The 25,075-nt window shown below is 36.8% G+C and carries 27 protein-coding genes; 4 read left to right on the plus strand and 23 right to left on the minus strand.

The window, feature by feature from the left end; all coding sequences use genetic code 11:
* Window positions 1-21: 21 nt before the first annotated feature.
* The 6 genes from K9M53_RS09145 to K9M53_RS09170 all read right to left on the minus strand — a co-directional run bounded on the left by K9M53_RS09145 (window position 22) and on the right by K9M53_RS09170 (window position 3,660).
* Window positions 22-582 carry a Maf family protein gene (locus K9M53_RS09145; RefSeq protein ID WP_224014047.1) on the minus strand — a complete coding sequence of 187 codons (561 nt, stop codon included), beginning with the start codon at window positions 580-582 and terminating at the stop codon, window positions 22-24.
* Window positions 583-705: 123 nt separating this feature from the next.
* Window positions 706-1,659: a geranylgeranylglycerol-phosphate geranylgeranyltransferase gene (locus K9M53_RS09150; protein WP_224014049.1), complete on the minus strand. Its 954-nt coding sequence runs from the start codon at window positions 1,657-1,659 to the stop codon at window positions 706-708.
* 28 nt (window positions 1,660-1,687) lie between these two features.
* Window positions 1,688-2,209 carry a KdsC family phosphatase gene (locus K9M53_RS09155; protein WP_224014051.1) on the minus strand — a complete coding sequence of 174 codons (522 nt, stop codon included), beginning with the start codon at window positions 2,207-2,209 and terminating at the stop codon, window positions 1,688-1,690.
* 32 nt (window positions 2,210-2,241) lie between these two features.
* Window positions 2,242-2,478 (minus strand): Fe-S cluster assembly protein IscX, encoded by a 237-nt coding sequence (gene iscX, locus K9M53_RS09160; RefSeq protein WP_224014052.1) that lies wholly within the window; start codon window positions 2,476-2,478, stop codon window positions 2,242-2,244.
* 27 nt (window positions 2,479-2,505) lie between these two features.
* Window positions 2,506-2,841 carry a 2Fe-2S iron-sulfur cluster-binding protein gene (locus K9M53_RS09165; RefSeq protein WP_224014055.1) on the minus strand — a complete coding sequence of 112 codons (336 nt, stop codon included), beginning with the start codon at window positions 2,839-2,841 and terminating at the stop codon, window positions 2,506-2,508.
* 66 nt (window positions 2,842-2,907) lie between these two features.
* Window positions 2,908-3,660, minus strand: coding sequence for a Rossmann-like and DUF2520 domain-containing protein (locus K9M53_RS09170; RefSeq protein ID WP_224014057.1), 753 nt, complete (start codon window positions 3,658-3,660; stop codon window positions 2,908-2,910).
* A 19-nt stretch (window positions 3,661-3,679) separates the two neighbouring features.
* Between K9M53_RS09170 and K9M53_RS09175 the strand changes: the two genes are divergently transcribed.
* On the plus strand, window positions 3,680-4,528 hold the full coding sequence (locus K9M53_RS09175) for an alpha/beta hydrolase (protein WP_224014060.1): 849 nt from the start codon (window positions 3,680-3,682) through the stop codon (window positions 4,526-4,528).
* On the opposite strand, the gene K9M53_RS09180 is transcribed toward K9M53_RS09175, so the two are convergent.
* Complete coding sequence (locus K9M53_RS09180) at window positions 4,520-5,395, minus strand: sporulation-delaying protein SdpB family protein (RefSeq protein ID WP_224014062.1); 876 nt, start codon at window positions 5,393-5,395, stop codon at window positions 4,520-4,522. The genes K9M53_RS09175 and K9M53_RS09180 overlap by 9 nt on opposite strands.
* Window positions 5,395-5,907 carry a hypothetical protein gene (locus K9M53_RS09185; protein WP_224014064.1) on the minus strand — a complete coding sequence of 171 codons (513 nt, stop codon included), beginning with the start codon at window positions 5,905-5,907 and terminating at the stop codon, window positions 5,395-5,397. The genes K9M53_RS09180 and K9M53_RS09185 overlap by 1 nt, the downstream gene beginning before the upstream one ends.
* 72 nt (window positions 5,908-5,979) lie before the next feature.
* Here K9M53_RS09185 and K9M53_RS09190 point away from each other — a divergent pair, with 72 nt between their 5' ends.
* Entirely contained in the window at window positions 5,980-6,783 is an 804-nt protein-coding gene (locus K9M53_RS09190) for a hypothetical protein (RefSeq protein ID WP_224014066.1), read from the plus strand.
* Here K9M53_RS09190 and K9M53_RS09195 read toward each other — a convergent pair.
* The 3 genes from K9M53_RS09195 to K9M53_RS09205 form a co-directional block, all read right to left on the minus strand.
* Entirely contained in the window at window positions 6,780-7,268 is a 489-nt protein-coding gene (locus K9M53_RS09195; RefSeq protein WP_224014068.1) for an asparaginase domain-containing protein, read from the minus strand. The two genes, K9M53_RS09190 and K9M53_RS09195, sit on opposite strands and share 4 nt — an antisense overlap.
* Window positions 7,268-7,711 carry an Hsp20/alpha crystallin family protein gene (locus tag K9M53_RS09200; protein ID WP_224014070.1) on the minus strand — a complete coding sequence of 148 codons (444 nt, stop codon included), beginning with the start codon at window positions 7,709-7,711 and terminating at the stop codon, window positions 7,268-7,270. Before K9M53_RS09200 ends, K9M53_RS09195 begins: the two co-directional genes overlap by 1 nt.
* Before the next feature lie 75 nt (window positions 7,712-7,786).
* Complete coding sequence (locus tag K9M53_RS09205; protein WP_224014072.1) at window positions 7,787-8,011, minus strand: DUF2905 domain-containing protein; 225 nt, start codon at window positions 8,009-8,011, stop codon at window positions 7,787-7,789.
* Between the two features lie 130 nt (window positions 8,012-8,141).
* On the opposite strand from K9M53_RS09205, the gene K9M53_RS09210 reads away from it, so the two are divergent.
* Both K9M53_RS09210 and K9M53_RS09215 read left to right on the plus strand, forming a co-directional pair.
* Window positions 8,142-8,858 carry a pyridoxine 5'-phosphate synthase gene (locus tag K9M53_RS09210; protein ID WP_224014074.1) on the plus strand — a complete coding sequence of 239 codons (717 nt, stop codon included), beginning with the start codon at window positions 8,142-8,144 and terminating at the stop codon, window positions 8,856-8,858.
* A 63-nt stretch (window positions 8,859-8,921) separates the two neighbouring features.
* Entirely contained in the window at window positions 8,922-11,168 is a 2,247-nt protein-coding gene (locus K9M53_RS09215; RefSeq protein WP_224014076.1) for a DUF748 domain-containing protein, read from the plus strand.
* 10 nt (window positions 11,169-11,178) lie between these two features.
* Here the strand turns inward: K9M53_RS09215 and K9M53_RS09220 are convergent, their stop codons facing one another.
* The 12 genes from K9M53_RS09220 to K9M53_RS09275 all read right to left on the minus strand — a co-directional run bounded on the left by K9M53_RS09220 (window position 11,179) and on the right by K9M53_RS09275 (window position 25,050).
* Window positions 11,179-11,784 carry a hypothetical protein gene (locus tag K9M53_RS09220; protein ID WP_224014078.1) on the minus strand — a complete coding sequence of 202 codons (606 nt, stop codon included), beginning with the start codon at window positions 11,782-11,784 and terminating at the stop codon, window positions 11,179-11,181.
* Between the two features lie 67 nt (window positions 11,785-11,851).
* A complete protein-coding gene (locus K9M53_RS09225; RefSeq protein ID WP_224014080.1) occupies window positions 11,852-12,256 on the minus strand; it encodes a hypothetical protein in 405 nt (134 codons plus the stop codon).
* 34 nt (window positions 12,257-12,290) lie between these two features.
* Complete coding sequence (locus tag K9M53_RS09230; protein WP_224014082.1) at window positions 12,291-13,385, minus strand: TlpA disulfide reductase family protein; 1,095 nt, start codon at window positions 13,383-13,385, stop codon at window positions 12,291-12,293.
* 72 nt (window positions 13,386-13,457) lie between these two features.
* Window positions 13,458-14,861 (minus strand): DUF4302 domain-containing protein, encoded by a 1,404-nt coding sequence (locus K9M53_RS09235; protein WP_224014083.1) that lies wholly within the window; start codon window positions 14,859-14,861, stop codon window positions 13,458-13,460.
* A gap of 36 nt (window positions 14,862-14,897) precedes the next feature.
* A complete protein-coding gene (locus K9M53_RS09240; protein WP_224014084.1) occupies window positions 14,898-15,824 on the minus strand; it encodes a substrate import-associated zinc metallohydrolase lipoprotein in 927 nt (308 codons plus the stop codon).
* A 14-nt stretch (window positions 15,825-15,838) separates the two neighbouring features.
* Window positions 15,839-17,428 carry a RagB/SusD family nutrient uptake outer membrane protein gene (locus K9M53_RS09245; RefSeq protein WP_224014087.1) on the minus strand — a complete coding sequence of 530 codons (1,590 nt, stop codon included), beginning with the start codon at window positions 17,426-17,428 and terminating at the stop codon, window positions 15,839-15,841.
* Between the two features lie 11 nt (window positions 17,429-17,439).
* Window positions 17,440-20,832 carry a SusC/RagA family TonB-linked outer membrane protein gene (locus tag K9M53_RS09250; RefSeq protein WP_224014088.1) on the minus strand — a complete coding sequence of 1,131 codons (3,393 nt, stop codon included), beginning with the start codon at window positions 20,830-20,832 and terminating at the stop codon, window positions 17,440-17,442.
* 243 nt (window positions 20,833-21,075) lie between these two features.
* On the minus strand, window positions 21,076-21,852 hold the full coding sequence (trpA, locus tag K9M53_RS09255) for a tryptophan synthase subunit alpha (protein ID WP_224014090.1): 777 nt from the start codon (window positions 21,850-21,852) through the stop codon (window positions 21,076-21,078).
* A gap of 8 nt (window positions 21,853-21,860) precedes the next feature.
* Complete coding sequence (locus K9M53_RS09260; RefSeq protein ID WP_224014093.1) at window positions 21,861-22,235, minus strand: hypothetical protein; 375 nt, start codon at window positions 22,233-22,235, stop codon at window positions 21,861-21,863.
* 3 nt (window positions 22,236-22,238) lie between these two features.
* Window positions 22,239-23,429, minus strand: a complete 1,191-nt coding sequence (trpB, locus tag K9M53_RS09265) for a tryptophan synthase subunit beta (protein ID WP_224014095.1) — start codon at window positions 23,427-23,429, stop codon at window positions 22,239-22,241.
* An 87-nt stretch (window positions 23,430-23,516) separates the two neighbouring features.
* Window positions 23,517-24,539: a hypothetical protein gene (locus K9M53_RS09270; RefSeq protein WP_224014097.1), complete on the minus strand. Its 1,023-nt coding sequence runs from the start codon at window positions 24,537-24,539 to the stop codon at window positions 23,517-23,519.
* A gap of 10 nt (window positions 24,540-24,549) precedes the next feature.
* Window positions 24,550-25,050 (minus strand): GNAT family N-acetyltransferase, encoded by a 501-nt coding sequence (locus tag K9M53_RS09275; protein WP_224014099.1) that lies wholly within the window; start codon window positions 25,048-25,050, stop codon window positions 24,550-24,552.
* Window positions 25,051-25,075: the final 25 nt, after the last annotated feature.

Raw genomic sequence — 25,075 nt, forward strand, 5'->3', positions numbered from 1 at the left:
CTTCTATGACGAGGAAACACCTTACAACGTTGCCAATGCCTGTACTACCCTGCTTACCGGCAGCCCCATTACGTTATAAAAGTCACCATTAATGGATCTTATGCCAACAACCCCGATCCATTCCTGTATGGCATATGCTCCGGCTTTATCGTACGGTTGATATTTATCTACATAAAACTCTATTTGTTCTTCTGTCAAAGAATGGAATTCTACTGTTGTTTTATCTGCAAAAGCTATTTCCTTTTCATTATAAAGAATAACCACACCGGTTATAACAAAATGTTTTTTTCCTGATAGAACCATTAAAATATTCACTGCATCTTCTCTGTTCTTTGGTTTTCCGATGATTGTATTATCAATAACCACCACAGTATCTGCTGCCAATATCGGTAATGAAACATTTGAGGTTTGCTTTATGACCAATGCCTTGTTCCTTGCAATATGAACAGGAACTTCGTCAATAGCCATTCCGGGAGGATAGGACTCATCTGTTTCTTTTACTAAAATATTAAAAGTAACTTCTGCCCATTCCAATAGTTGTTTGCGACGCGGTGATTGCGAGGCTAAAATTATTTTTTGCATGTATACCCTATATTGTAATTAAAGATGCCATTATGTATGTTGATGAAAGAAATATGATCCTTCGTACCTCAGGATAAACTTTATGATGCTGCCATGAAGACAAATGGAGGTATCAAAATTAATTCAAGAATACATCCACAAAAAGATCATGGACAAAATACCTGATAACATTACCAGTTTAATAGCGCTGCTTAATTGATGATATTGTTTTGACTCCTGCGCCTCGTACAGCTTTTTTAATACCCATACTAATGGAACAATGATCAATACAAAACAATACAGAGCGCTTAACCACCATCCTAATTGCAATACATAAAATTGTACTATTGCCAAAGCGCTTATCAACACAATTATCCAAACAGCTGCAAATACCTTTGATGCCGGAATTCCCCAAACAATGGGCATGGTGGTGCAATTGTATCTTTCATCGCCCTGTACATCTTCTATGTCCTTTATCACTTCACGCACCAACGAAATAATAAATGCAAAGCCTGCATATAAAATAGCATACTTAAACAAGCGACGCACCGCAGCTTCTATTTCAGAAGCATAACTTATAGTAATGAGATTGGTAATGTTAACAGCAAAATAGAGTACCAGTATGGTCCATGCTGTTAATAACGAAATAATGATATTGCCGGATAATAATTTTTTCTTGAATGTAGTTGAATACAGCCACAATAGCAATGTGCAAACAACATTTAATAAAAAGATAAGCTTGTTTGAATGTGCCGCCACATAAAAACTTATGATCACTCCCGCTGTTGTCAATATTAAGTGTAAAAAAATTGCCCACCGGCGATTGATTATTTTTTCAACTACTACCTTTTCCGGTTTGTTCACCTGGTCTATATTCACATCAAAATAGTCATTGATTATGTACCCACCTGCTGCGATCAATACAGATGCCGCCATTGTTAAGTAAAATATTTTTATTGTGATGTGATGTGGCAGCGAATAATAAGACGGAGGTAAAACAGGAACTATGATGCAATAATAAAAAAGCATCTGCGTAAGCGCAATAAAAACCAAATTAGGCCAACGAACTAAACGAAAAAAAGCGGCGATCAATTTCACGGATAATGTTTAAAGCCGAAGTTACTACTTATTTATTTTGAACAGAAGTATCAATGCCCCAATGTCCGTTTAATTTTAAAACTTTTTCTATAACATCTCTTGCACAACCTTCTCCACCATTAAAGGGTGAAATATATTTAGCAATTTCTTTGATCTCAATAGCCGCATTGGCGGGACAACAAGGCAATCCTGCTGATTGCAAACAATAATAATCCGGAATATCGTCGCCCATATAAAGCACCTGTTCCCACTTTAAATTTTTAGAGGACACATATTCTTCCAGCTTTTGTTTTTTATTTTTTACCTGCAGGAAAATATCGGTTATGCCTAAACGCTCCAAGCGAATTTTAACCGCATCAGAGTCGCCTCCCGAAACGATCGCCACATGATAGCCTTTTTTTACAGCTAACTGCAGCGCATATCCGTCTTTGCTATTCATGTTACGGGTGATCTGCCCTCCTTCTAAAATCAATAGAGTATCACTGGCTAAAACACCATCAACATCAAACACCAATGCCTTAATTGCTTTAAAATTTTCGAGAACATTCATTGTTGAATACTTTATAACACGAGAATAAGAAATTATTTTTGATTGTCTCTCCACTCATATACCCAACTGCTTTGTATCATTTCCAAATGACCTTCATTGCTTTCTTCTGCTTTGCCTTCAAAACCGGGAATCTCCAATACCCATTTATGCAGATCAGTGAAACGAATACGATAGATCTTTGCTTCGTTGAATTCATCACCGAAATGCTCATATAACTTCAATGCTATATCTTCATAATCGTTCCAGTTTATAGGAGGTTCGTATGTCATTTTTATTGTTGGTTTAGTACTTATTTATTACTCACCTAAAAATTGAGTTTGATCAGGAAGCGTAACAACTATATTTCCATTACCCGGTTGTAAAACACATTGACAACCCAACCTGGAATTTAATCTTGGGTTAACCGCTCTGTCTATAAAATCTTCTTCTCTATCTGTTAATTCTTCTACCAGGTCCTCTCCTTGTTCAACATATAAATGGCAAGTGCTGCAGGCGCAAACGCCACCACAATTATGATGTAATTCGATACGATTTTTCAAAGCCACTTCCAGTAATGACTGATTAGAACTGACGTTAGATAAGGTAAGGGGCTCCAACCCTTTCTGTTCAAACTTGAACGTTATATTATACATGCGTGCTAAAATTCAGGCTGCAAACCTACTGTAGAATTGTGAATTAAGAAAAAGTTACAGCAATTCTTATCTTCCGATAATGCTTTCTGTAATTTTCAGGTACATGTATTTAAGCTTTGGATAATCTGCCAATAGCTTTAGATGCTTGTCCAAGGTAAGCGTATCGTTCCGCATAGCAGGTCCGGTCTGCATTTGCGAAGGTGAATAGGTATGAACACGATTAACGGTTTCATCCATTAAAGGAAACAAGAGGCTGAAATCGAGGTATTCTTCTTTGCAATAATCTGCAGCCAATGAAAACAAATGATTGGTAAAATTATTTACTACTACCGCAGCTACGTGTAATTTTAAACGCTGCTCATCGGTTGTTTCATGAACATTGTCTGAAATTGTTTTTGCAAAAGCAGATAAAAACTCAAGCGCTTCATCACTATTGGCATCTATCAGCAAAGGCATGGGAGGAATAACCGTCAATTCTTTCCGTAAACTTTGCAATGGATACAACACCCCGTAATTTTTTGAAACTGCCTTCAACATTTCTTTTGAAACAGCGCCGCCTGTATGTACTACCAACTTATCTGCAAATTGAAATTGCTTCAGATCGTACAACGCCACATCGGATATGGCAAACAAATAAACATCTGCGTGTTTGTAAATACTTTCAACAGTATTTGTAGCATCGCAACCCAATTCAGTTGCCAATGGTTGCGCATGTTCTATCTTTCTGCTATACACCTGCATCACCTCATGTTGCGCCTGTTTTATTTTTCGTCCTAATACTGTTGCTACATTTCCTGCGCCTATCAATACAACTTTCATATATGCTATCTTTGAATAAATGAAGATAAAACAAAAAACTGCAATTGCTTATCTGCGTTTAAAGTTGAAGCTGATCGCTTTTTTCTCAAAGAAAAAGGCTGCCGCCACAGCCTTTCAGGTATTTTGTACTCCGTCCAAAAATGCTTTAAAAGAGGTTCCTGCAATTTTTACCAAAGGAGAAAAAACAAGCTTTACATTAAACGGAACAACCATCAGAGGTTACAAATGGAACGCTCCGCATCAAAAAAAAATATTGATATTACATGGATATTCTTCCTCTTCTTTCCGCTTTCATCATTTTGTACAACCTTTTATAGATAAGGGTTTTGAAGTACTGGCATTTGATGCGCCCGGGCATGGTGAAAGTGATGGAACTACTATCAATGCTGTGATCTACAGAGAGATGGTGAAAGAAATAATGAATCAATACGGGACTATTCACTATTTTTTAGCACATTCTTTTGGCGGTTTGGCATTGTCTCTTGCTTTAGAACAAATGCCGCATGATGAAAACACCAAAGCGGTATTTATTGCACCTGCTACAGAAATAACCACTGCTATTGATGACTATTTAAAATTATTAGGCGTAACCAATAAAAGAGTTAAAGACGAGTTCAACAATATAATATTTGGTATAGAAGGTAATAAAACCGAATGGTATTCCATGCGAAGAGTTATGCATACTATTAAAGCTACCATTTTATGGATACATGATGAGGACGATGAAAACACGCCGCTTAGCGATGCGTTACCAATACAACAGGATAACTTGCCAAATATAAAATTCGTAATCACAAAAGGTCTCGGACACAGAATGATCTATCGTGATGAAGCAATAAAAAATATGGTGGTGGATTTTTTAAGTTAGCTTATTCTTTTGCCCGGGATATAGGTACAAAACGAGGCTGCCTGTCATTGCGAAAAAAAAGCTACCCAATCCTAAAAAGATGAATATCAGGAAATGAAAAAATATGCCGGCGATCATCAACCAAAACCGGGCTTTGGGCTTAAATAAAATGCCGGCGCATAACAGCAGTTCAAACACTATAGTTCCCCATGTAAGTATTGCAACTCCTGCCCTGTTCATTACAACAGGCTTTATAAGATTCAAGAGAAAACCGGATGTACCAAACTCACTGTTCAACACCCAATAATACATAGCCGTGCCATCCAGCCATTCTTTACTTGCCAGTTTTCCCAACGCTGCATCCAGATAAATATAAAATACCTGCAGTTTAATAATGAATAGTATGATATTGCCAATACCAATAGAAGACTCTGATTGAGGAAGGGATGCATACCAGTGATTTTTGCGCTTGTCCAATACTGCTATGAAAAACAAAAAGAAGGTAAGTATGCAAGCCAATTGATCTCCGCCGTTCTTAACAACAAACACATTGAATAAGCTGAAAGAAACCCACCAATGTAAGAAGCCTGTCAGCTGTGGATATATTCCTGTTATTACTGACAGTAATACAATTATACAAAGCGCTTTTGAAAACCAAAGATGCTTATATCCTATTAAAATAAATAGATTAATATGATTGAGATTATGAGCGTATACCGATGAAAACCTTTCCGGATCAAATAAAACAGCAGAGCTGTTGCAGAGTAATATTAACAAAGAGCCGATTGCCAGGAATGTTCTTGCAACTCCATATGTTTTGGTAAATGGAGAGTTTAACCTGAACGCAGCTGCCTGTTGTTTAAAATATGTACTAATGTGAAATTGCATTAATTGATTATTACCTGCGCATATTTATATTGAATTACACTGTTATTTCTATCGTTAAAAGAAACGGGATCATGTAATACGATCAAACAAGTATCTCCTTTTGTGATGGGCAAATACGCTTTATTATTGATGGAATAAAGATTATTTGCTAAAAGAAGCGCATTGGGATTGTAAGTGATTTTCCATGTACTGTCAGGAATTTTTCCAAGAATAGCTGTTATTTCTGTTCTTATTTCCTTGCCTTTCCTGGAAAATCCAAAATCATTTGCTGCATCTGCTTCTTTAAAAGTGATCTTATCAAAATGACCATTTTTCCATACGTATACATCTTTTATCGTTGTATTTGCCTTTCTTGTAAAAAAAGCCCAGCCTTGGGGCAATAAGAGACGTATATTCTTTCTTAAGAAAAAATTTAAAGGAACAACTTCTATTCCTACAGACGAAACAAACAAAAAAAGAAGAATACCCCCTATTAAAACATGCACCGCCTTTTTATGGAATATTTTTTTCATTAAATACATTCAAACTGATGACGGAAGGTAATTATTTTCGGTATATTTCTTATTTTTGGAAAAACACTGTTTATGAAGAGAATCTTTTTTTTACTGCTGCCTGTAGTTATTTTTTATTCTTGTTCTAAAAACGATGGCGGTGGCAACACACCTCCTCCACCTACAGATACCACCACTACTAATAGTTATGTAAAAAAAGCAGTCATACATCCTCTTGGCATTTCAAGCGGGGATACTTTACAATTTAGCTATGATGCACAAAAAAGATTAACGCAATATGCATTAAGCGGAGTAGATAGCGCCAGCAATCCATATTTGATTCAATACAGCTTTATTTATACAGGCAACAATACATATCCTGATAAATACATTGGTGCAGATAACTCGGGTAATACCATTATTGATATTTTAACCTGCGATCAATCCGGTCGTGTTATTAAGGATTCTGCTATTGGCGATATAACTACTAATATAAATTATAGCAGCAACGTTATTACCGCCACCTATACCTATCAAGGACAAGCGTTGCAGGTAGATAGTCTTATATTTAATCAGAGCAGCAATATAAACCAGTGGGCAATTGATACTGCGCAGGATAATGGAAATTATTCAAGAGTAGAATTGATAAGCTATGACTCGTACAGCACTTTCGACAATCCTTTTGCAAATTTAAAAACACTTGCTCCTGTATTGTATAAGATCACTTCGTTGTCAGATCCTTCGCTGTGGTATTCACAAAAACTTCCCGGAACAACTTCAGATAGCCAAGGCGGCCAATCACATTTTACCTATGTATCAGATGGATCAAAGATCATTCAGATCAAACTAACAGATGATGTGGGGGGAAGTACGATAGCAGTCGATCTTTCTTATTAGTTTATTTCTTCAAACTCACCGGTGATCTTGTTCTTACGAACATTATCCCAGTTAAAATATCTGCCATTCATGGCAACGTACACGCCTTTGTGCAACGTTTGTACAAAAGCCAGGGCGCTGCCGAGATTAAATAAACCATCGCTGCTGCCAAATTTATAAGGGATCATAGCGCCGGTTAAAACAATGGTTTTATCCGATACCAGTTCTGCTAATTTTTTCGCAGTATCTGTCATTGTATCGGTTCCATGGGTTATAATGATCTTATCTTCTTCAGAACGAATGCAATAGTCAGCTATCAATTTGCGATGCTCCTCTTTCATTTCCAGGCTATCGATCATCATCAATGTTTCTACATGTACATTTACACGACTTCTGCCCAAGCGCAGCATTTCAGGCAAATGCGTATCCTTAAAAAAGAGAGTTCCTTTTAATTCGTTGTATTCTTTATCGAAAGTACCGCCTGTAACAAAAATTCTTATAGCCATTAGTAAATGACAATTCTATGCGATGTATTAACGACAGGCGCATCAACTTTAGGAAAGCAAATAGATAAAATACCTGCCTCATATTCAGCGCTGATAAAATCCGTTTCTATATTTCCGGGAAGATCTATTAAATGAGAGAAGCATTCAAAATTAAATCCGTGCACATGATAATTGATCGCATTGGTTTCTTTTGGCTTCATTACTACGATCGATAACTGGTTATCCTGCACGTTTACTACAAAATCATCTTTTGTAAGGCCCGGCACTGCTAACTCTACTTTATAATAATCGATATGCTCTATAATATTTACCGAAGGATTTATTTTTCCTTCACGAGGCTTACCTAATTCTTTCATTAACTCTTCCCAATCAAATTTTGGAGGATTGAATGTTCCCGGATATGTATATGTATTTTCCGGTTGAAGTGAAGTAATTGTTGTCATAACAATCGTTTTTTGGAGGTGTTATACAAGTTAACCATTAATCCATTGAATTCAAAGAATAATTGATCCGTTAACTTAAAAAAAACGTTTGACGATCTGCGCAATGATCATGAATAAAATACTGAATACAATGCAGGTAGTAACAGGAAAATAAAATTTAAAATTTTCTCTTTCAATCCTGATATCACCGGGTAAATGCCCGATCCAATGCAGCTTATCATGAAACGCATAGATAATCAATCCAATGCAGACAATTAATACGCCTGCAGCAATTATATATTTTCCCGTTTCGCTGTTCATTGAAAATTTAGTTGTGAATGGTAAATAGTGAAATGGTCGTTAGATAATAATCTTTATATTTTTACCATTGACAATTCACCATTCATTAAAGTTACTCCAACCCTTAGTAACTTTGAAAAAAAATGCAATAATGACCAAGCTTTCTGTCAACGTAAATAAGATCGCTACGCTTCGTAACAGCCGTGGTGGAAACAATCCTGACGTTTTAAAAACAGCTTTGGATATTGAACGTTTTGGTGCCGATGGTATTACAGTTCATCCACGTCCTGATGAACGACATATACGTTATGCAGATGTATTCGACATTAAGAAAAACATTCATACAGAATTTAATATTGAAGGCAATTGCACCGAGCAAAAATTTGTTGAACTTGTTTTAGCTAATAAACCTACACAGGTAACATTGGTACCCGATGCGATCGGGCAAATTACTTCTAACCATGGCTGGAATACCATTGAACATAAAGATTATCTGACCAACATGATCAGCGTTTTTAAAAATGCCGGAATCCGTGTTTCTATTTTTGTAGACCCGGTTGTAGAGATGGTGGAAGGTGCTGCGGCTACCGGCACAGACAGAATTGAATTATATACAGAAGGCTTTGCCAAAGAATATGCCATCAATAAAGAAAAGTCTATTGCTCCTTATATAGCAGCCGCTAAAAAAGCGAATGCATTAGGCTTAGGTATTAATGCCGGTCACGATCTTGATCTGCATAACTTAAACTATTTTGCACAAAACGTTCCGGGCTTGCTGGAAGTGTCTATTGGACACGCTTTGGTTTGTGATGCTCTTTACTTAGGATTGGAAAATACCGTTCAATTATACAAACGGCAGCTTTTATAAGGTTTACAATTGAATAACAAGTAAGCCAACGGAAATTGTTATTTTCGCAGAAATGTCCTAAAAATGAAGTGGTTACGAAGAATCCTGTTCATTCTACTTATTACAATTATCTCTCTTTTAGTTTTATTGGTAATCTTCATCTCTCCTATTGCTAAATGGGCTATTGAAAGATATAGTGTTGAATATACCGGAAGACAAATAAAGATGGATAAGCTTCGTATCAATCTATTTACCGGGAGTGTAAGCAGTAAAGGATTAAAGATCTATGAAGCCAAAAGCAGCAAGCTTTTTTTTCAATGCGCTGAATTATATGCTGATATTGAAGAACACAAACTATTTTCATCTACTTATGAATTAACTGAGATACGATTAGATAACCCAACCTTAAATGTTATTGAAAAAGGCAAGCGTTTTAATTTCAGTGATCTTATAGATCGTTTCAGTTCAAAGAAACCATCTACGTTAAAAGATAATAAACCTGTAAAATGGGAAATAAAGAAAGCAGATGTAAATAACGCTGCTATTGTTTATGAAAATTCTTCTCCTCATAACATCATAACAATTAAACGTTGCAACATTCATATTCCCGGCATATCGTGGAATAATAAAGTGTATAGTATTAATACTGATTTTTCTTTTGCTTCCGGCGGAGATGTAAAAGGTAAAATATCGTTTGATAAGAATAGTTGGATGTATGGAATAAATGCTGATATCAAACGCTTCGATGTAAAACCTTTCTTTATTTATTTAAAAGATTACCTGAAAGTAAATCAATTGAACGGCTTGCTTTCCACGCATCTGAATATAAGCGGCAACATGCACAATGCTACGGCTGTAGCAGCTTCAGGAAATATAACTGTAGAAGATTTTTCTATCATTGATAACGTGGATGATAAATTAACTGCAGTTGACAAGATGTCGATCGATATTGACACATTGAATACAGAAAAGAACATGTATCATTTTGCGACGATACAAATGATACGACCTTATTTAAAACTGGAGATGTATAAAGAAGGTTACAACTTCGACAGGTTAAGCTCCTCTCCTGTTGCTATGGATACTTCCACTACTACATACTCCAATATCTTTACCATGATCGCTGATTATGTACAAAACATTGTGAGCAATTACGTAATAAGCAGCTACAACGCAGATAAATTTGTTATAGAAGGCGGGCAATTCCGCTTTGTGGATTATACGCTATATGATAAGTTCCGTTATTCATTTGATTCATTAGATCTGTTAAGCGACCGCTTAAGCAGCAATAGCACAAAAATTCATTTTGATGCATCTGCCATACTAAACAGAAGCGGCAAGCTAAAAGGTTTTATGGATATCAATCCCCAAAACTTTAAAGATTTTGCTATTGATTGTTCTGTTAAAGATCTGTCCATATCCGATTTCAATCCTTATTCTAAATATTATGTAGCTACTCCTTTTTTAAAAGGAACTATTGATTATACGAATAAGACCACTGTTGTAAAACGACAGTTAACCAGTGATAATATATTGGATGTACAACAAATAATTGCGGGCAAAAAAGACAAGACCAATAAACCGCAATACAATATGCCGGTGAGATTAGCCGTAGCATTGCTAAAAGATGTGCATGGCAATATTCATTTAAAGATACCTGTTACCGGCAGCTTAGATGATCCTAAATTTAAATGGGGCAAAATAGTTTGGCAGGTATTGGGCAACTTGGTTACTAAAGCTGCCGCTGCACCGTTTAAATTGCTGGCTCATGTTTTTGGTGGCAAGGAAGAAGATTACAAAGAAGTAGATTTTGATTATCTGCAAACTACTGTTAGCGATAACCAGCAAAAACAATTGGACCAGCTGGCAAAAACATTAAAAGACAAACCGGGAATAAAATTAGAGTTGGTACAAGTATCCCGCAAGCACGATGAAATGGAAGCATTGGCTATTCATCTGGCAAAGAAGAATTATTTAAATATTGCCGATAGTACCGCCGAACAACAGCGGCAAATAAATTCCTTCAATATTAATGACTCTGCATTCATTGCTTATGTAAATAAGCAGTTACAAACAAATTCTAACCTGGAGTCGATCCAGGAAAAATGTATACGACTTGTAGGGAAAGATGCTTTAAAGGAGAAAGTTGAAGCCATCATGCAGCAACGTATAGATGCGATCACAAACTATTTATTACAGAAAGAAATACCCAAAGAAAAAGTACTGGTTCATAATTCTACTGTACCTAATGACCCGAATGTTGGTAATGCGCCAAAATTTGTCATCAATGTTGCTGAGGGCGAAGATGCAACCATACCAAAACAAGAATAAGCTTTGGCAACTATTTATTGCTGCAGTCCGTTAAGTGTTTGGTGTATTCCTGCAAGAATTGGTCTCGTTGCTTTTTGTAGTCATCTACACTTTCAAAATTTCTAAATTCCGGCTTAAGATTATTAAAGTAAAAATACACTGTAACACCGTTTCCGGGAAACATAATAAAAGTTCCCAACGTACTTCCTACTTCAATTGTACCGCGGCTTAACCCGAAAATTTTATAGCCATTAAAATCAAGCGTAATAACATCTTTAGTCTCCATGCCCGTAGAGTGAGCATTTAAATATTTGAGGTTATCCAACAGCTTTTTTTTGTCGCTCTCATACGAGTTTGAATCAGAAAGCTCAACCTTTAAGTTTACAAATGGAACTTGCTTAGCATTGTTATACAAAATTCGATAACCGTCAATTCGTGTAACTTCCACCTCCCCGTCTTCGGTCTTTACTGTCCGGAATTTTTCAGACGTTTCAGGAAGCCTGTCAGGAGTTGCTGCTGTCAGATTAGTCGCTGTAGTAAATGAAATAAAGCAATTGCCGATCTCATTTTTATTCTTGAAACTCAGCAACGCAATTGTCAATAAAAATATTGAAAGCATTAAGATTTTTGATCTCATAAATTATATTTACCTGTTATGATCTGTAAGCTTGTATATTCTTACAAATGTTCAATACTGAAGAGTATTATTTCTTTGCTTTAGCAGGATCAAACCCGGTACTGGCAATAGTTTTTACTTCCTCTATCAATAATTTATTTTTGAGTTCTTTTGCTAATATTGAATATAATTCATCAGCCAGCAACTTAGAAATATCTTTTTCAGGTGATGCATAAGAGAAGGAAGAATAATCCCGGTTATTTACAGTTATCAAAACTTTATATAGTTTTTGTTCTTCCTGCTCCTCCTCTAAATATTTAATGACGATATTATTCTTTTCACACGCATTCATAAAAACGTCAAACACATCAGCGTCTTCATAACCATCAATTACGGTACTTATAAATCTCCTGGAAGAATTACCTTCTCTATCTTGAGTAGAAACTATAATTTCTCCAAAAAGCAGTTGATCGATAACAGGAGAAAATTCCATGGTGGTTGTTTAATTATAAATGTTCTGGCGTCAGCTATTGCAATATCCTAGAAAGCTTTCTTTCTAACTTATCGCCACGAAGATTTTTGGCTATGACCTTTCCCGTAGGGTCGATCAAAATATTTTGAGGTATCTCATTAATGCCGAATTGCACAGCTACTGCATTTTGCCAGCCCTGCAGATCGCTTACATGTGTCCAGGTCAGGTTATCCATTTTAATAGCGTCAAGCCATACGTCTTTTTTATTATCCAATGATACGCCTAAAACGGTAAAATTTTTGTCTTTAAATTTATTATACGCAGCTACTACATTTGGATTTTCTCTGCGGCAAGGTCCGCACCAGCTTGCCCAAAAATCAATCAATACATATTTGCCTCTTAGCGAGCTTGTATTAAATGCATTTCCAGCGGTATCAGGTTCAGAAAAGTCCGTCAATTGTGTACCGATTCCATTTTGCGAAGCTTTTGACACCACTTGCCCTAAATACAATCCTAAAGGAGATGATTTAATGCCCGTGGACAATGTATTATATAACTCTGTTGTACGTTTATCGTTTTCTGCCACCTGGCTATACCGAATAATTGCTAATGGTGTGATGTATGAGTCGGGATGTTGCAGTGCAAAGTTTTCAGTAATCTGCGTAGCATTGGCAACTGCTGCTGAATCATAAGGAATATCCTGCCCTGAAAATAGATTTTGATAAGGCGCCAAAGAACGGTTTAATTCTAAAAACTCGCTGTTGGAAGCAGAACCTGTTATACTCACTGCATTCAATGCATCTTTTGTTCCTGATATTTTTACATTGCTGTTATCTAAAAACAATACAATGTATGGCTGCTGTTGTTTATTAAAAGTGATCAGGCGGAAGTCGGGAAAATCCATCTTTCCTTTTAATACAAATTTGTTTTGTTGGATAGCAGTAGATGCTATTTGTGCTCCTGTTTGATTATTGATAAGATCAACCGAAGTTCCATCGGGATAGCCGGTTATTATGGCGTTGATAACAAATCCTCCTGCAGGTGTTGCGACAGTTGTTGTTGCTGCTTTTGGTTTGGGTTTTACTTTGGGCTTGGTTTGAGCAATTGAAAAGAAAGGCAAGAAAGCTATTAAAAGAAAATAATTCTTCATGATGGTATTTTGATACGCAAATTTAGTCGCTTATCGCATTACTTTAATGAAGAAACTTTTAACCAGGATACGTTAAAAAAACCAGCTTAGCCAGGCTTTACCGTCTTTAGCACTTACCATATCATAATGCCCGTCATCTAATCTCACCAGGTAATACCCCTCAGGAATTATGAACTGGCTTAAAGTAAGCCCGGGATCGCCAGTTGTGGGATACCCGAAATTAGTTTGAAGACTGAACTTAAGATAACCCAAGCTATCTGTAAAAGGCATTTCCTGGATATAATCAAGAGTTAACGTTGTATAGGTAGAATTTAAAAATATCGGCGCTAATGCATTGTACTGGGAGCCTAAAACATCCGCAGGGAAATAAGACAAATAAAAATATCTTGTATTGATACCGTCTTTATTATTGTTATAGGCATCTCTTGTTCCATTCACATAGAAGCCGTCCCAGCTTGCCCAATATCCTCCATTATCCAAGGCAAAATTTATCCATTTAGAAGGCAGCGTGGTATCTATCTTTAATGGCAAAGTTGTTTCTGTCAAAGTGCCTGCTGTATTGTTGGCTGTAATGTTCAATGTACGGGTAGTAGCGTCCCAGGATGTAATGTTTAGCGTATTGATATTGATCGTTCCGTTATTAACGGGTTGTAATAACCTTATACCATGCGTAAACCCATCAGGTGATACTGTTTGCGTAAAGCCTACCTCTTTATAGATGATACTATCGTTACCATCCAGCCAGCTAAACATAAGAGTACTATCACTATAAGAATGTACATCAAATAAATTACCGTTAACTGCAAGACGGGAATAATACGTCAGGAATTCTTTGTTCAGGTATCCTCCTACTAAACTCGAATTCCATTTACCTGCATTAAAAATATCCGCTTCAGCTTTGGTAGCTCTTACAAAAGTCAATAAAGAACCATTGGTTTTACCGATCATTCGTATGGTATCCTGTTGTATCAGACTCTCATCTACAATAAATTCAAAATCGGTTTGTAATCCTTTACTGATATCGGGTATTGGCAGATCATTTTGCTTGTAATACCAGGTATTCAAAACCGTTGGACGGCTTATATTAACGTCTGCAAATATCCCGGTATTGGCTTCATTAGGATCCGCTAATACATGTATATAAGAATACGTATCGAAGATGAACGTTGGTTGTTGTTGCTCCCTGAATCGATATCCTGCATCCTGTAAAGTAATGGCGGATTGAGCAGTGAAATCGGATAACATTTTCACCCGGTTGTCATTAGTAAAAACAAAATAGAACGCATATGTTTGTCCTTTACTGTTTCGGATAAATCCTTTCCATCCGTTCTCTGCACCGGTCAATTGCGCCTGGTATTTTGCCAACGCCTCATTTATGCGATCATCAGGTGATTGATTGAAAACAGCATCTTCTTCTTTTTTACAAGCCGATAAAAAAACAGCTATTCCTATAAAAAAATAAAATAGTCTTTTCATAATTCTTTTTTATTAAGCTCAAATACCGCTTCGTAATCAATAAAATTCTTTTTCAATGGTAGCTCTCACCTTTGCCTGCAGATCATAAAAATCTATTTGCCAGCTGGTTTTAAAATAATCAACAATAGCCGCTTCTTTAGCATGCAATTTTTGTTGCGCATCCTGGTTCGGAACTATTATTATATTACCCAAGCCATCATCCTGGTAAGTAACAATACTTGCTACAAATGCGTCCCAGCCGGGCTTTCCATATACCAACATATGCGATATCATTTCTGCAAAATCTTCTGTAGCCACGCTGGATGCATATGCAGTAACAAAGCCTTTTTGATTGGCGTCCGGGTCCTGCAGGTTTATCCAATCGGAAGAATAATCATTTTGCGTAACGAGGTCAAAAGCATTCGGACGTCTTTTCAATTGATCAAAAATGTGAGAGAACTCATGATGCACGGTAAGAAAAACATTGCGTTGCACCATGGTATCCGCCAATGTATAATCCGGGGAAGTTTTATTTTTAAAATAATTCAGCTGTAATAAATTTATTTGTCGCCCTCCACCGGCTACACCAACAGTAGCTCCATCGGCATCCGCAGCAGAACTACCGGACAATACAAAAAACTTAGGTGCTATCTTGTTAAAAAATATAAGATTTGTTTCTTCTATATACGGCGTTGCCCATATTCTTAAGAGCGATGACATAACAGGTATAACTACTTCTTCTTTTGGCGGCACAACATTATCACTGATAAGGTCGGTTGTGAATTGATTCCATCGATATTTTACATCAATATTATAAGGAACTACCAGGCTATCGTATATCCATTTATCAATAGGAGTTTGTGCAGTAGAATCTCCTCCTAAACCGGGTATGTCTGCAGCATTCCCCAATGGTTCCTCTTTTTTACAAGAAACCATTAGCATTGTTACTGCCAAACTGAATACTGTTATCTTACTTAGTTTCATTATAAAAAATTTAATTATCGTGGATTTAATTGTAACCCTGCCTGCGATGCTGCTGTTGCAGGAATTTGAAATACTCTATGTGGGTTATTGGGTGTTAATGCGATCTCATTTATTTGATCATAAGGATGTGTGATCTGGAATCCGTATCGTAATATATCAAACCAACGCATTCCTTCATGCACAAATTCAGCCCTGCGGTATTCAAGCAACGTATTGATGACTGCTTTCTGTACATCATCCAATGAATAATAAGCAGCAATGGAAGTTGGTTTTCCTTCCAGGTCAAATATGCTGATAATGCCATTGCGTAATTGTGTAAGTGAATCTGTTGGCAACGTATAATAGTTTATCAATTTGTCTTCGTCAATATTATCGTTTGTTGCATCGTAATCTGTTATTCGGGTGCTTAGATAGGTATTCAACAATGATATTGCACTTGCAGTCTGTCCTTTATACGTGTATGCTTCAGCCAAATTGAACAACACTTCCTCCGCAGTGAACAATGGCACCATTTGCCAGCCATCTCCTATTCCGCTTCCAATAGAGGTTTCCACAAAAAATTCATTGATCTTGGGAATCAAAGAATGTTTATGCGATCCTGTACCAAGTGAATATAGCGGGAAAGACCATGCACCACCCGATACGGGAGCAGATCCTGTAAAATAACCTCCCAGATCCTGAGTTAACCCATATTTGCCACCTCCAATAAGCCGGCTCCACCAGCATTTTGTTTGCACCAATAGCAAGTTTGCTTTTTCTGTAGCTTTTGAATAAACAGCACTGATGCTGTTACTACCATTGGCCGGTAACGTATTATAATATGAGTTCCATTGTCTTAAATTAAGTCCATATGCATTTTCCGGTAACGCAGCTTGTGCATATTTAATTACACTATCATAGTTCAATTTATATAGGTAAAATCTTGCCGCAAATGCACTGGCTGCCGATTTGGTAAAATGATATTTTATTGCGTCCGTTTGTGGATAGGCGCTGTTATCTATTAAGGGCAATCCCTGCTGCAGATCTTTTTCTATCATATCATATACAAACTGCACAGTTTTACGATCATATTGTTTTATGGAGATTGTTTCAGGCTGTGTTACATAAGGAATTCCCAGGTCAGATGATGCTGTTGACGCATTATAGAATTTAGAAAAAAAGTTAACCAGCATAAAATGACTATACGCTCTTGTTAACAAGGCTTCTCCTTTTTGTGCCCGGTAATTTTGAGGATCAGGTGCTTCATCAATTGCCTGTAGAGCCAGGTTAGATGCGGCTATTGCCTTATAACAACCAAACCAATAGTATTCCGGACCATCTTCATCTGTACCGTTATTGTCCTGGTATAAATAATAATCATTTACCAGCTTGCTCCAACTTGCCTGGTCAAGATCGTTGTTAATATTATCGCCGACATTGTCTGATGAAAGCTCTGCCATTGCCTCATAATTAGCTTGCGGATAAGCTGATGCCAATAATTCAGAAACACTTTGCGGAGAAGTGAGCTTTGCCCTGTTATCCGGTTCTTTATCTAAGAACTTTTGACAACCGGCAGAAAGAATCACTACCGACACTATTAATAATATGCTTGTATTTTTTTTCATTGTTACGCTGTTTAAAATCCTGCTTTAACAGAGAATATTATTTGTTTTTGCAAAGGCTGTGCAACACCGCCGGCATTAAAAAATTCAGGATCCTGTCCTCTTAAAGCTTTATCGGAATAGATAAGCCATGGGTTGTTCACTGCAAGAGTAAAAGAAAGATTCTTAACACCTTTCATATGCTCCAATGTTTTTTGATTTAATTGATACGATAATGAAACTGATTTTAAACGTACAAAATCACCTTTGGCAACTCTTACCTGCGAATAGTTATAATTATTATAAGGATACTCTGCGTTGTTATTAGAGATGATGGAATAATATCGATCGCTTACCTGTGGGATATTGGTCAGCTTCTCATCTCCCGGCTTAAGCCATCTATCTGCCAGTTCAGTAGGAAATGCATCAAAATCTGAATAAGGAGCATTTGTAGGGAACAATGGATTTAAGCGTATCACATTTCCACCCTGATAGCTAAAGAAAAGATTTAGTGTAAAAGATCTGTAAGTGAATGCACTATTGAAACCACCGGTAAATGTGGGATCAACCTGCCCCGAATAAATTAAATGCCCGATGCTATCCGATTGAAGATCGACACCTTGCGCATTGGGGTTGCCATGTTCATCTACAAAATATGGAATACCTGTTAAATGATCTAACCCTTGAAAGTTAATAGAGAAAAGACTGTTTACCGGATAACCTTCAGTATTACCACCTTCCTGTTTTACCAGGTCATAAATAGTAGGCTGATTTTTAGCATTGGTGATTTTATTTTTATTATATCCATAAGTGAAATTCACTTTCCAGCTAAAATCTTTCTTTTTAATAAGAGTTCCGCCGATCATCAGATCAATCCCATGTGCATCCATATCGGCATAGTTAATCGCTTTATATGCTTCACCTCCAATACCTGCTGTTTTAATTATACTGATAAGGTCATAACTGTTTCTTTTATACCAATCAAAACTGAAATCCATTCTTCCATTAAAAAACCCTGCATCAACACCTATATTTAACTGATGATTCTTTTCCCAGGTAAGATCATCGTTTTCCAGATTCACCAGGTTCAATACAGCTTCTCTTTCTGTGGCATATGTACGGTTAGGAATAGCACTTTGTAATACTACATTTGAATTGGTAGCAGGACCTAAACTTGCAGTTAATCCATAGCTTGCTCTTAATTTTAAGTAATCCACTTTACGGACATTATCAAACCATTTTTCTTCATCAATATTCCAGGATCCGCCAAAGCTCCAGGTAGGTAACCAGCGGGCAGTTTTGGATGAGCCTAATTTATTAGAGCCATCATAACGAATAGTGCCATAAACATTATATCGTCTATCGTAAGTGTATTGCGCATTAAAATAATACGCCAGGAAACGGTCATAGGTTCTCGTCATGCCATAGTAAGGAAAGTTAGCTTCAATGGTTTGTTTAAGAATATGATAGTCAACAAAGGGTACGCCACCATTATCATACTGGTAGCCATACCCGGTGTTGTTTGAGCTTTGCCTATCGGTATATTTTGCCTGTTGCCCTAATAACAATGATAAAGCGTGCTTTTCATTAAACGTATTAGTGTAAGAAAGGCTGTTTCGTACATCATAGTTTACCAACATATCCTCCTGCCTGTTATAAAAGCCTCCATATGGAAGCACCACAATTTTTTTGGTTGGATCCAATCCATCAGGATCGGAATACAAGAACTTGTTACCGTCAATGATAACCTGTGTAGCATTGGAACGATAGGCATTTGCCATGTTGGAATTTTCGGTAATCTGGTCTTCGATAGTAGAATTGGCATAACGTAGTGCACCTACAAAATCGTAACGAAGATGCTTATTAAATTTATAGCCCAATTCCGCCTGCAGTTTCACATCGATCACGCCAACATTCAGATAGTTATTATTTAATTCATTGATGATATTAAAAGGTGCCCAGTTTCTTCTGAAATACTCAAGGTTGCCATCTTCATCATAAGGTGTGAGTGCACGACTGGTATTCAATGCATAACTAAACGGGTTGATATCAAAATCTCTCGTATACGCTCCTTTTACTACATCATCCGTACGTTTAATTGTACCCGGTGCCCTTTGCTGACGATAAGATCCTGTTACTAAAAAACCTGCAGTCAGTTTATCGCTAAATGTGTAGTTGTTTCTGAAGTTGAGTGTATACCGTTTTACATTATCCGCAATGGTCCAGCCATTATCATCATAATAACTGGTAGAAAAATAAGATTGAGATTTATCATTACCGCCTGTGATGCTTAAAGAATGTTCCTGTATCAACGAGTTTTTAAACAGTACATCAAACCAATCGGTGTTGGCATTGGCATATCGTAACAAAAAATCTCTTCTTCCATCTGTTGTATTGATAATTGGGAAGTTTCCAAAATCATCACCATACAATTCATCGTACATTTTACCATATACTCCATAATCGGCTGAAGAAGCCAATGCTGCCGGTTCAAAGTAACCATCTCTTTCCAATGACGCCAATGCAGACATCTGCTGTACTGAATTCATGATATTATAATCAGAGTAGCTTGGCTTTAACTGTGTACTGAAATTGCCTGTATATTGAATGGTAGGCTTTCCCTGCTTGCCTTTTTTGGTAGTGATCACCACTACTCCATTCATTGCTCTTGCTCCATACAAAGCAGTAGCTGCAGCGTCTTTTAAAATATCAAAGCTTTCTATATCATTCACATTGATCCCTGCAACAGATGATCCCAAAAGTGTTGTGGGATCTCCGCTCGATAATTGATCATTGGAAATATTCACAAGATCTTCCAACACTACTCCATCTACCACCCACAATGGCTTGTTATCCCCATTAATAGAAGTAGCGCCTCGGATACGTAATTTAGGCGCAGAACCAAATGTGCTCGAAACATTTTGTACCGCAACACCGGCAACACGTCCTTCCAGCATTCTGCCTGCATCTACAATACCATCTGTTTTTATATCATCCGTCTTAATCTTAACACTTGCACCCGTAAATTTCTTCTTATTGATCTGCTGAAAACCGGTTACCACAACATCTTTTAAACTTACCACATCTTCTTTAAGAGTTATATTTAAAGAAGCGCTGCCAGCTTTTATCTCTTTTGTTTCAAATCCAACATTAGACACAACAAGAGTAGCATTGGGCTTTACCTTTATTTCAAACTCACCCGCGGCATTGGTGGTCGCACCTCCTTTTTCACCTTTTTCTACAATGGAAACACCAGATAAAGGTTTAGCAAGATTGTCCACCACCTTACCTTTAACACTGATCGTTTGTGCTTCTGTTTTAGTAAAGCAAAAAAGAAAGAAGCAAAAAGCGAACCCTGCTTTATATGCAAGTGTAAATTTTTGAACAATAGATATATACCCCCGAAAAGTAAATGGCTGCTTACTCATAATTTTTGTTAGTTTGATATTGGTACCTATCAGCAGATAAATGGTTTCTGAAGTATGTATCAGCCGATAGTACCTAAAGCCGCAAGTTGTAAAATACTAATAGAATGTCAACTACTTGCAAGTAAATAAAGATTTCTCACTAAAGTTACTTTTTTACAAAAAAAATGAAACTAAAAGCGCATCATTGTTTTCCACAATAACAATGATGCGCTTTTCTACCTAAAAAATAATCTATGCGTGGCTCTAAAGAGTAATTGTTTTTAAAAAAGCCTGGGTAGAAGAATTAATATCAATAGAATTTTCCAATGCCTTAATATATGCTGTACCGATAATGGCACCATTACTAAATTCGCATGCATCGGTGAAAGACGCTTTATCTTTTATACCAAAACCAACCAATACGGGATTTTGTAGCTTATACGATTGTAATTTTTCCAGGTAATGTTGTACGCTTGTAAAATTTTTATCTTTCCCTGTTGTAGAAGAAGAGGAAACAGCGTATAAAAAACCTGAGCTTAATGCATCAAGTTTTTTAACCCGTTGCTCTGATGTCTCGGGAGTTACTAAAAAAATGAAATCTAATCCGTATTTTTTAATGATAGGGCCATATTCTGTTTCAAATTCATATTCAGGCAGGTCAGGCAGTATCAATCCATCCACACCAACGGCTGCCGCATCTTTACAAAATTTCTCAAATCCATATTGCAGCACAGGATTCATGTAACCCATTAACACTATAGGAACTTTTTTTTGCCCCGCATCATGCAATGTTTTTAACTGTTCAAAAAGCTTATGAATGGTCATTCCATTTGCCAACGCAATAGTGCTGCTGGCTTGTATTACAGGGCCGTCTGCCAATGGGTCGCTATAAGGCATTCCTATTTCTACCAGGTCTGCCCCGTTTTGTTGCAACGCTTTTATTACTTCCAGCGTGCTTTCCAATTTTGGATAGCCCGCTGTACAATAAACATTTAATACATTATTCTTTTTATGCTGAAATAATTCTTTTATGCTGCTCATAATCATTATTAATAAGATGCTGTAGTCACTTCCATCAGATTGTTTTTATCGCCTAGTTTAATAAAATGATATTTTGGCTTTGCATCTATATCGAGTGTTATTTTGTATAAAGCTGTTTTCTCTCCTTCTTTTGCTTCAGGAAAAGACAAGGTTACTGTATCACCAATACGGCTTACGGTATATTTTGATTCATCAAAATTATCCGGGAGGCAATAATGAAATTCATATCGTTCTCCGCTTGTATTACTGTTCATGCTCATTGGCGTTTCCGGTTGTGAGCACTCTCCCAATTTTTCTGCTTTTAATGTATGATTGATAAAGTCGCCTGTATCGACGCAAGAAGAAAGGATTGTTGCGAGAATAGCTGCAAATAGTAATTTCATTATTTAGATTTTATTTGTGTCCATTGCCTTCATATATGTTGCCATGTCCTTATCTCCTCTACCGCTTAAACAAACCACCACTACATCTCCTTTTTTAAATTGCAACTTATTTAATCCATACAACGCATGAGATGATTCCAACGCAGGAATGATCCCTTCTAATTTTGCCAATTCAAATGCTGCTTCCAGGGCTTCTTTATCAGTTGCGCTTAAAAAAGTCCCTCTGCCGGTTTTATATAAATGTGCATGCAATGGTCCGATACCGGGATAATCCAACCCCGCTGAAATGCTGTGTGGCTCCACTACCTGACCATCTTCCGTTTGCATTACATAGCTTTTGCTGCCATGTAAAATTCCTGGCTTACCTAATTGCGTTGTAGCTGCACTCATACCACTGTTAATTCCGCAACCCGCTGCTTCCACAGCCACTAATTGCACTTGCTCATCATCCAGGAAATGATAAAAAGCACCCGCAGCATTACTACCCCCACCAACACATGCAATTACATGCGATGGCAATTCTGTTCCTATTTTTTCTTTTAATTGTTCCTTGATTTCTTTACTGATCACACTTTGAAAACGTGCTACCATATCGGGATAAGGATGTGGACCAACGACGCTACCAATTATATAATGCGTATCAACAGGATTATTGATCCAATCACGGATAGCTTCATTAGTTGCATCTTTTAATGTTTTGCTGCCGCTGGTTGCAGGCACTACTGTGGCACCTAACATTTTCATACGGGCAACATTCGGCGCCTGGCGTTCAATATCTTTTTCTCCCATGTACACAATACACTCCAATCCTTTTAAGGCACAAACTGTTGCTGTTGCCACGCCATGCTGACCGGCACCTGTTTCAGCAATGATGCGCTTTTTACCCAATCGTTGTGCCAGTAATATTTGCCCGATAGTATTGTTTACTTTATGTGCTCCTGTATGACACAGATCTTCCCGCTTTAAATAAACGGGTACGCCATACTTTTCGCTTAAGCGCTTTGCATGATATAAAGGCGTTTCTCTTCCTGCATAATCTTGTAATAGATTTTGAAACTCTTTTTGAAAGCTTTCATCGTAAATAATATCCAAATATTTTTCCTGCAGCTCTTCCACATTCGGATGCAACATTTCCGGAATGTATGCTCCGCCAAACTCTCCGTAATAACCGTGTTCATTTACACTAAACTTCATTTTATATTTTTTATGTTCCTGACATTTATTCTTTATTCAACATCGTTGCAAATTTGAAATGAGACAATCTCACTTTTATTTCATTTCTTATTCTACCTGATTTTGAGCTTTTTTTGACATCATCAACTTTTCTTCAATTTTGTCTACGTGCTGTAAACTTTCTCTTGGATAAAACTTTAAGGTCTTTAAATAATATAACGGCTTATCGATACCAATTTCATAAACAGCTTGCCCCAATACACTTATTGATTCACTACCTGAAAATTTTACTATAAATGCCCCATCGCGTTCAAAGTCTTTATCGGTAACATAATTTTGCACCGGATAACCTAACTTATTTTTATTTTCCTTGTAAATCTTCTGCAATATTTCAATTTCTTTTTTATACTGAGTATATGCGGGGAAAAACTTTAACAAAGAATCTTTTTCTGTATACAAGCTATACCGGATAATGCGTTCTAAAATAGAATATTTATAATCCAACAGCTCTTTATCATATCCATCTGCCAACCAATATTGAGCTGGCTTAAAATATAAATCAAATAAAGAAGGACAGTTTATATCAAGATAATATTGCTGTGCCCGTAAAAAAGGGGTTCGCTTGTCTAGTGGTACGCTCTTAAATATTGTCATATATTTCCTGATGAAAGACGTATCGCTATAATACTCCTTAAAACATACCTGCATTACGCTATCCTGATTATATCCCTTCTTTTCGTGCGCTTTAGTTATACATCCACAGATTCTATCATTTATCTGATCAAACAATGAATCATATTTTTTATTTGCAGTATCATTTTTATACAAATAATGGGTAAGAAATATTTTATTCACTTTGGGCAAAAGCCAATTGAACAAGGAATTACTATTTGGAAATTTTTTACTCATTTGAAGCTTTCGAATAATAGCAGTTGTCTGGTCATCCTTTGGAGCTAAAGCAAATATATTTGCTTTAGACACAGAACCCGGTGTAGCTTCACTATCGCCATTTTGAATAAACTTAGTTTGAATATCTTGAGCAATACTATTCAATTCTGATGCTGTTAACTGGCATTGCGCATGAAGCACACTAAAAAAAACAAAAAACAAACCTGCTATAAACGTTTTCATTCAATATGTGCTATTGTTTTACAATAATCAATTCCAAAAATTTCAGATCCATCCATTTATTAAACTTAAATCCTACTTCTTTAAAATGTGCCACTTCTACAAAGCCAAACTGCTGATGCAGTTTTATGCTTACTTCATTTTCACCATCAATACCTGCAACAATTGCGTGTATGCCTAACTGTTGGGCGGCTTCAATTAAAGGTGGCATTAATAGTTTGCCAATGCCTTTGCCCCGTTGATCGGAAGCCACATAAACAGAATTTTCTACGGTATGCTTATATCCCTGCCATGCACGAAATGTTCCGAACGTACTAAAACCAACTATTTTACCATTTTCTTCTGCCACAAAAATGGGGAAACCTTGTTCTTGCTTGGTTTTAAACCACTCCTCTCTCATTTCCAACGTATGTGTATCGTATTGCCATACAGCAGTGGTGTTTATAATAATATCATTATAAATTTCCAGCATTGCAGGCAAATCGTTGATAACAGCATTACGAATTACGATCATTCTATTTTTTATTACACCAATAAAA

Source organism: Ferruginibacter albus, assembly GCF_020042285.1.
In the GTDB taxonomy this organism is placed as follows: Bacteria; Bacteroidota; Bacteroidia; order Chitinophagales; family Chitinophagaceae; genus Ferruginibacter; species Ferruginibacter albus.

Bases quoted from the DNA above. Each gene is read 5' to 3' on its own strand.
- K9M53_RS09145 (WP_224014047.1), bottom strand. From the start codon at position 582: ATGCAAAAAATAATTTTAGCCTCGCAATCACCGCGTCGCAAACAACTA.
- K9M53_RS09155 (WP_224014051.1), bottom strand. From the start codon at position 2,209: ATGAATGTTCTCGAAAATTTTAAAGCAATTAAGGCATTGGTGTTTGAT.
- iscX (WP_224014052.1), bottom strand. From the start codon at position 2,478: ATGACATACGAACCTCCTATAAACTGGAACGATTATGAAGATATAGCA.
- K9M53_RS09165 (WP_224014055.1), bottom strand. From the start codon at position 2,841: ATGTATAATATAACGTTCAAGTTTGAACAGAAAGGGTTGGAGCCCCTT.
- K9M53_RS09170 (WP_224014057.1), bottom strand. From the start codon at position 3,660: ATGAAAGTTGTATTGATAGGCGCAGGAAATGTAGCAACAGTATTAGGA.
- K9M53_RS09175 (WP_224014060.1), top strand. From the start codon at position 3,680: ATGAAGATAAAACAAAAAACTGCAATTGCTTATCTGCGTTTAAAGTTG.
- K9M53_RS09180 (WP_224014062.1), bottom strand. From the start codon at position 5,395: ATGCAATTTCACATTAGTACATATTTTAAACAACAGGCAGCTGCGTTC.
- K9M53_RS09185 (WP_224014064.1), bottom strand. From the start codon at position 5,907: ATGAAAAAAATATTCCATAAAAAGGCGGTGCATGTTTTAATAGGGGGT.
- K9M53_RS09190 (WP_224014066.1), top strand. From the start codon at position 5,980: ATGAAGAGAATCTTTTTTTTACTGCTGCCTGTAGTTATTTTTTATTCT.
- K9M53_RS09195 (WP_224014068.1), bottom strand. From the start codon at position 7,268: ATGGCTATAAGAATTTTTGTTACAGGCGGTACTTTCGATAAAGAATAC.
- K9M53_RS09200 (WP_224014070.1), bottom strand. From the start codon at position 7,711: ATGACAACAATTACTTCACTTCAACCGGAAAATACATATACATATCCG.
- K9M53_RS09205 (WP_224014072.1), bottom strand. From the start codon at position 8,011: ATGAACAGCGAAACGGGAAAATATATAATTGCTGCAGGCGTATTAATT.
- K9M53_RS09210 (WP_224014074.1), top strand. From the start codon at position 8,142: ATGACCAAGCTTTCTGTCAACGTAAATAAGATCGCTACGCTTCGTAAC.
- K9M53_RS09215 (WP_224014076.1), top strand. From the start codon at position 8,922: ATGAAGTGGTTACGAAGAATCCTGTTCATTCTACTTATTACAATTATC.
- K9M53_RS09220 (WP_224014078.1), bottom strand. From the start codon at position 11,784: ATGAGATCAAAAATCTTAATGCTTTCAATATTTTTATTGACAATTGCG.
- K9M53_RS09225 (WP_224014080.1), bottom strand. From the start codon at position 12,256: ATGGAATTTTCTCCTGTTATCGATCAACTGCTTTTTGGAGAAATTATA.
- K9M53_RS09230 (WP_224014082.1), bottom strand. From the start codon at position 13,385: ATGAAGAATTATTTTCTTTTAATAGCTTTCTTGCCTTTCTTTTCAATT.
- K9M53_RS09235 (WP_224014083.1), bottom strand. From the start codon at position 14,861: ATGAAAAGACTATTTTATTTTTTTATAGGAATAGCTGTTTTTTTATCG.
- K9M53_RS09240 (WP_224014084.1), bottom strand. From the start codon at position 15,824: ATGAAACTAAGTAAGATAACAGTATTCAGTTTGGCAGTAACAATGCTA.
- K9M53_RS09245 (WP_224014087.1), bottom strand. From the start codon at position 17,428: ATGAAAAAAAATACAAGCATATTATTAATAGTGTCGGTAGTGATTCTT.
- K9M53_RS09250 (WP_224014088.1), bottom strand. From the start codon at position 20,832: ATGAGTAAGCAGCCATTTACTTTTCGGGGGTATATATCTATTGTTCAA.
- trpA (WP_224014090.1), bottom strand. From the start codon at position 21,852: ATGAGCAGCATAAAAGAATTATTTCAGCATAAAAAGAATAATGTATTA.
- K9M53_RS09260 (WP_224014093.1), bottom strand. From the start codon at position 22,235: ATGAAATTACTATTTGCAGCTATTCTCGCAACAATCCTTTCTTCTTGC.
- trpB (WP_224014095.1), bottom strand. From the start codon at position 23,429: ATGAAGTTTAGTGTAAATGAACACGGTTATTACGGAGAGTTTGGCGGA.
- K9M53_RS09270 (WP_224014097.1), bottom strand. From the start codon at position 24,539: ATGAAAACGTTTATAGCAGGTTTGTTTTTTGTTTTTTTTAGTGTGCTT.
- K9M53_RS09275 (WP_224014099.1), bottom strand. From the start codon at position 25,050: ATGATCGTAATTCGTAATGCTGTTATCAACGATTTGCCTGCAATGCTG.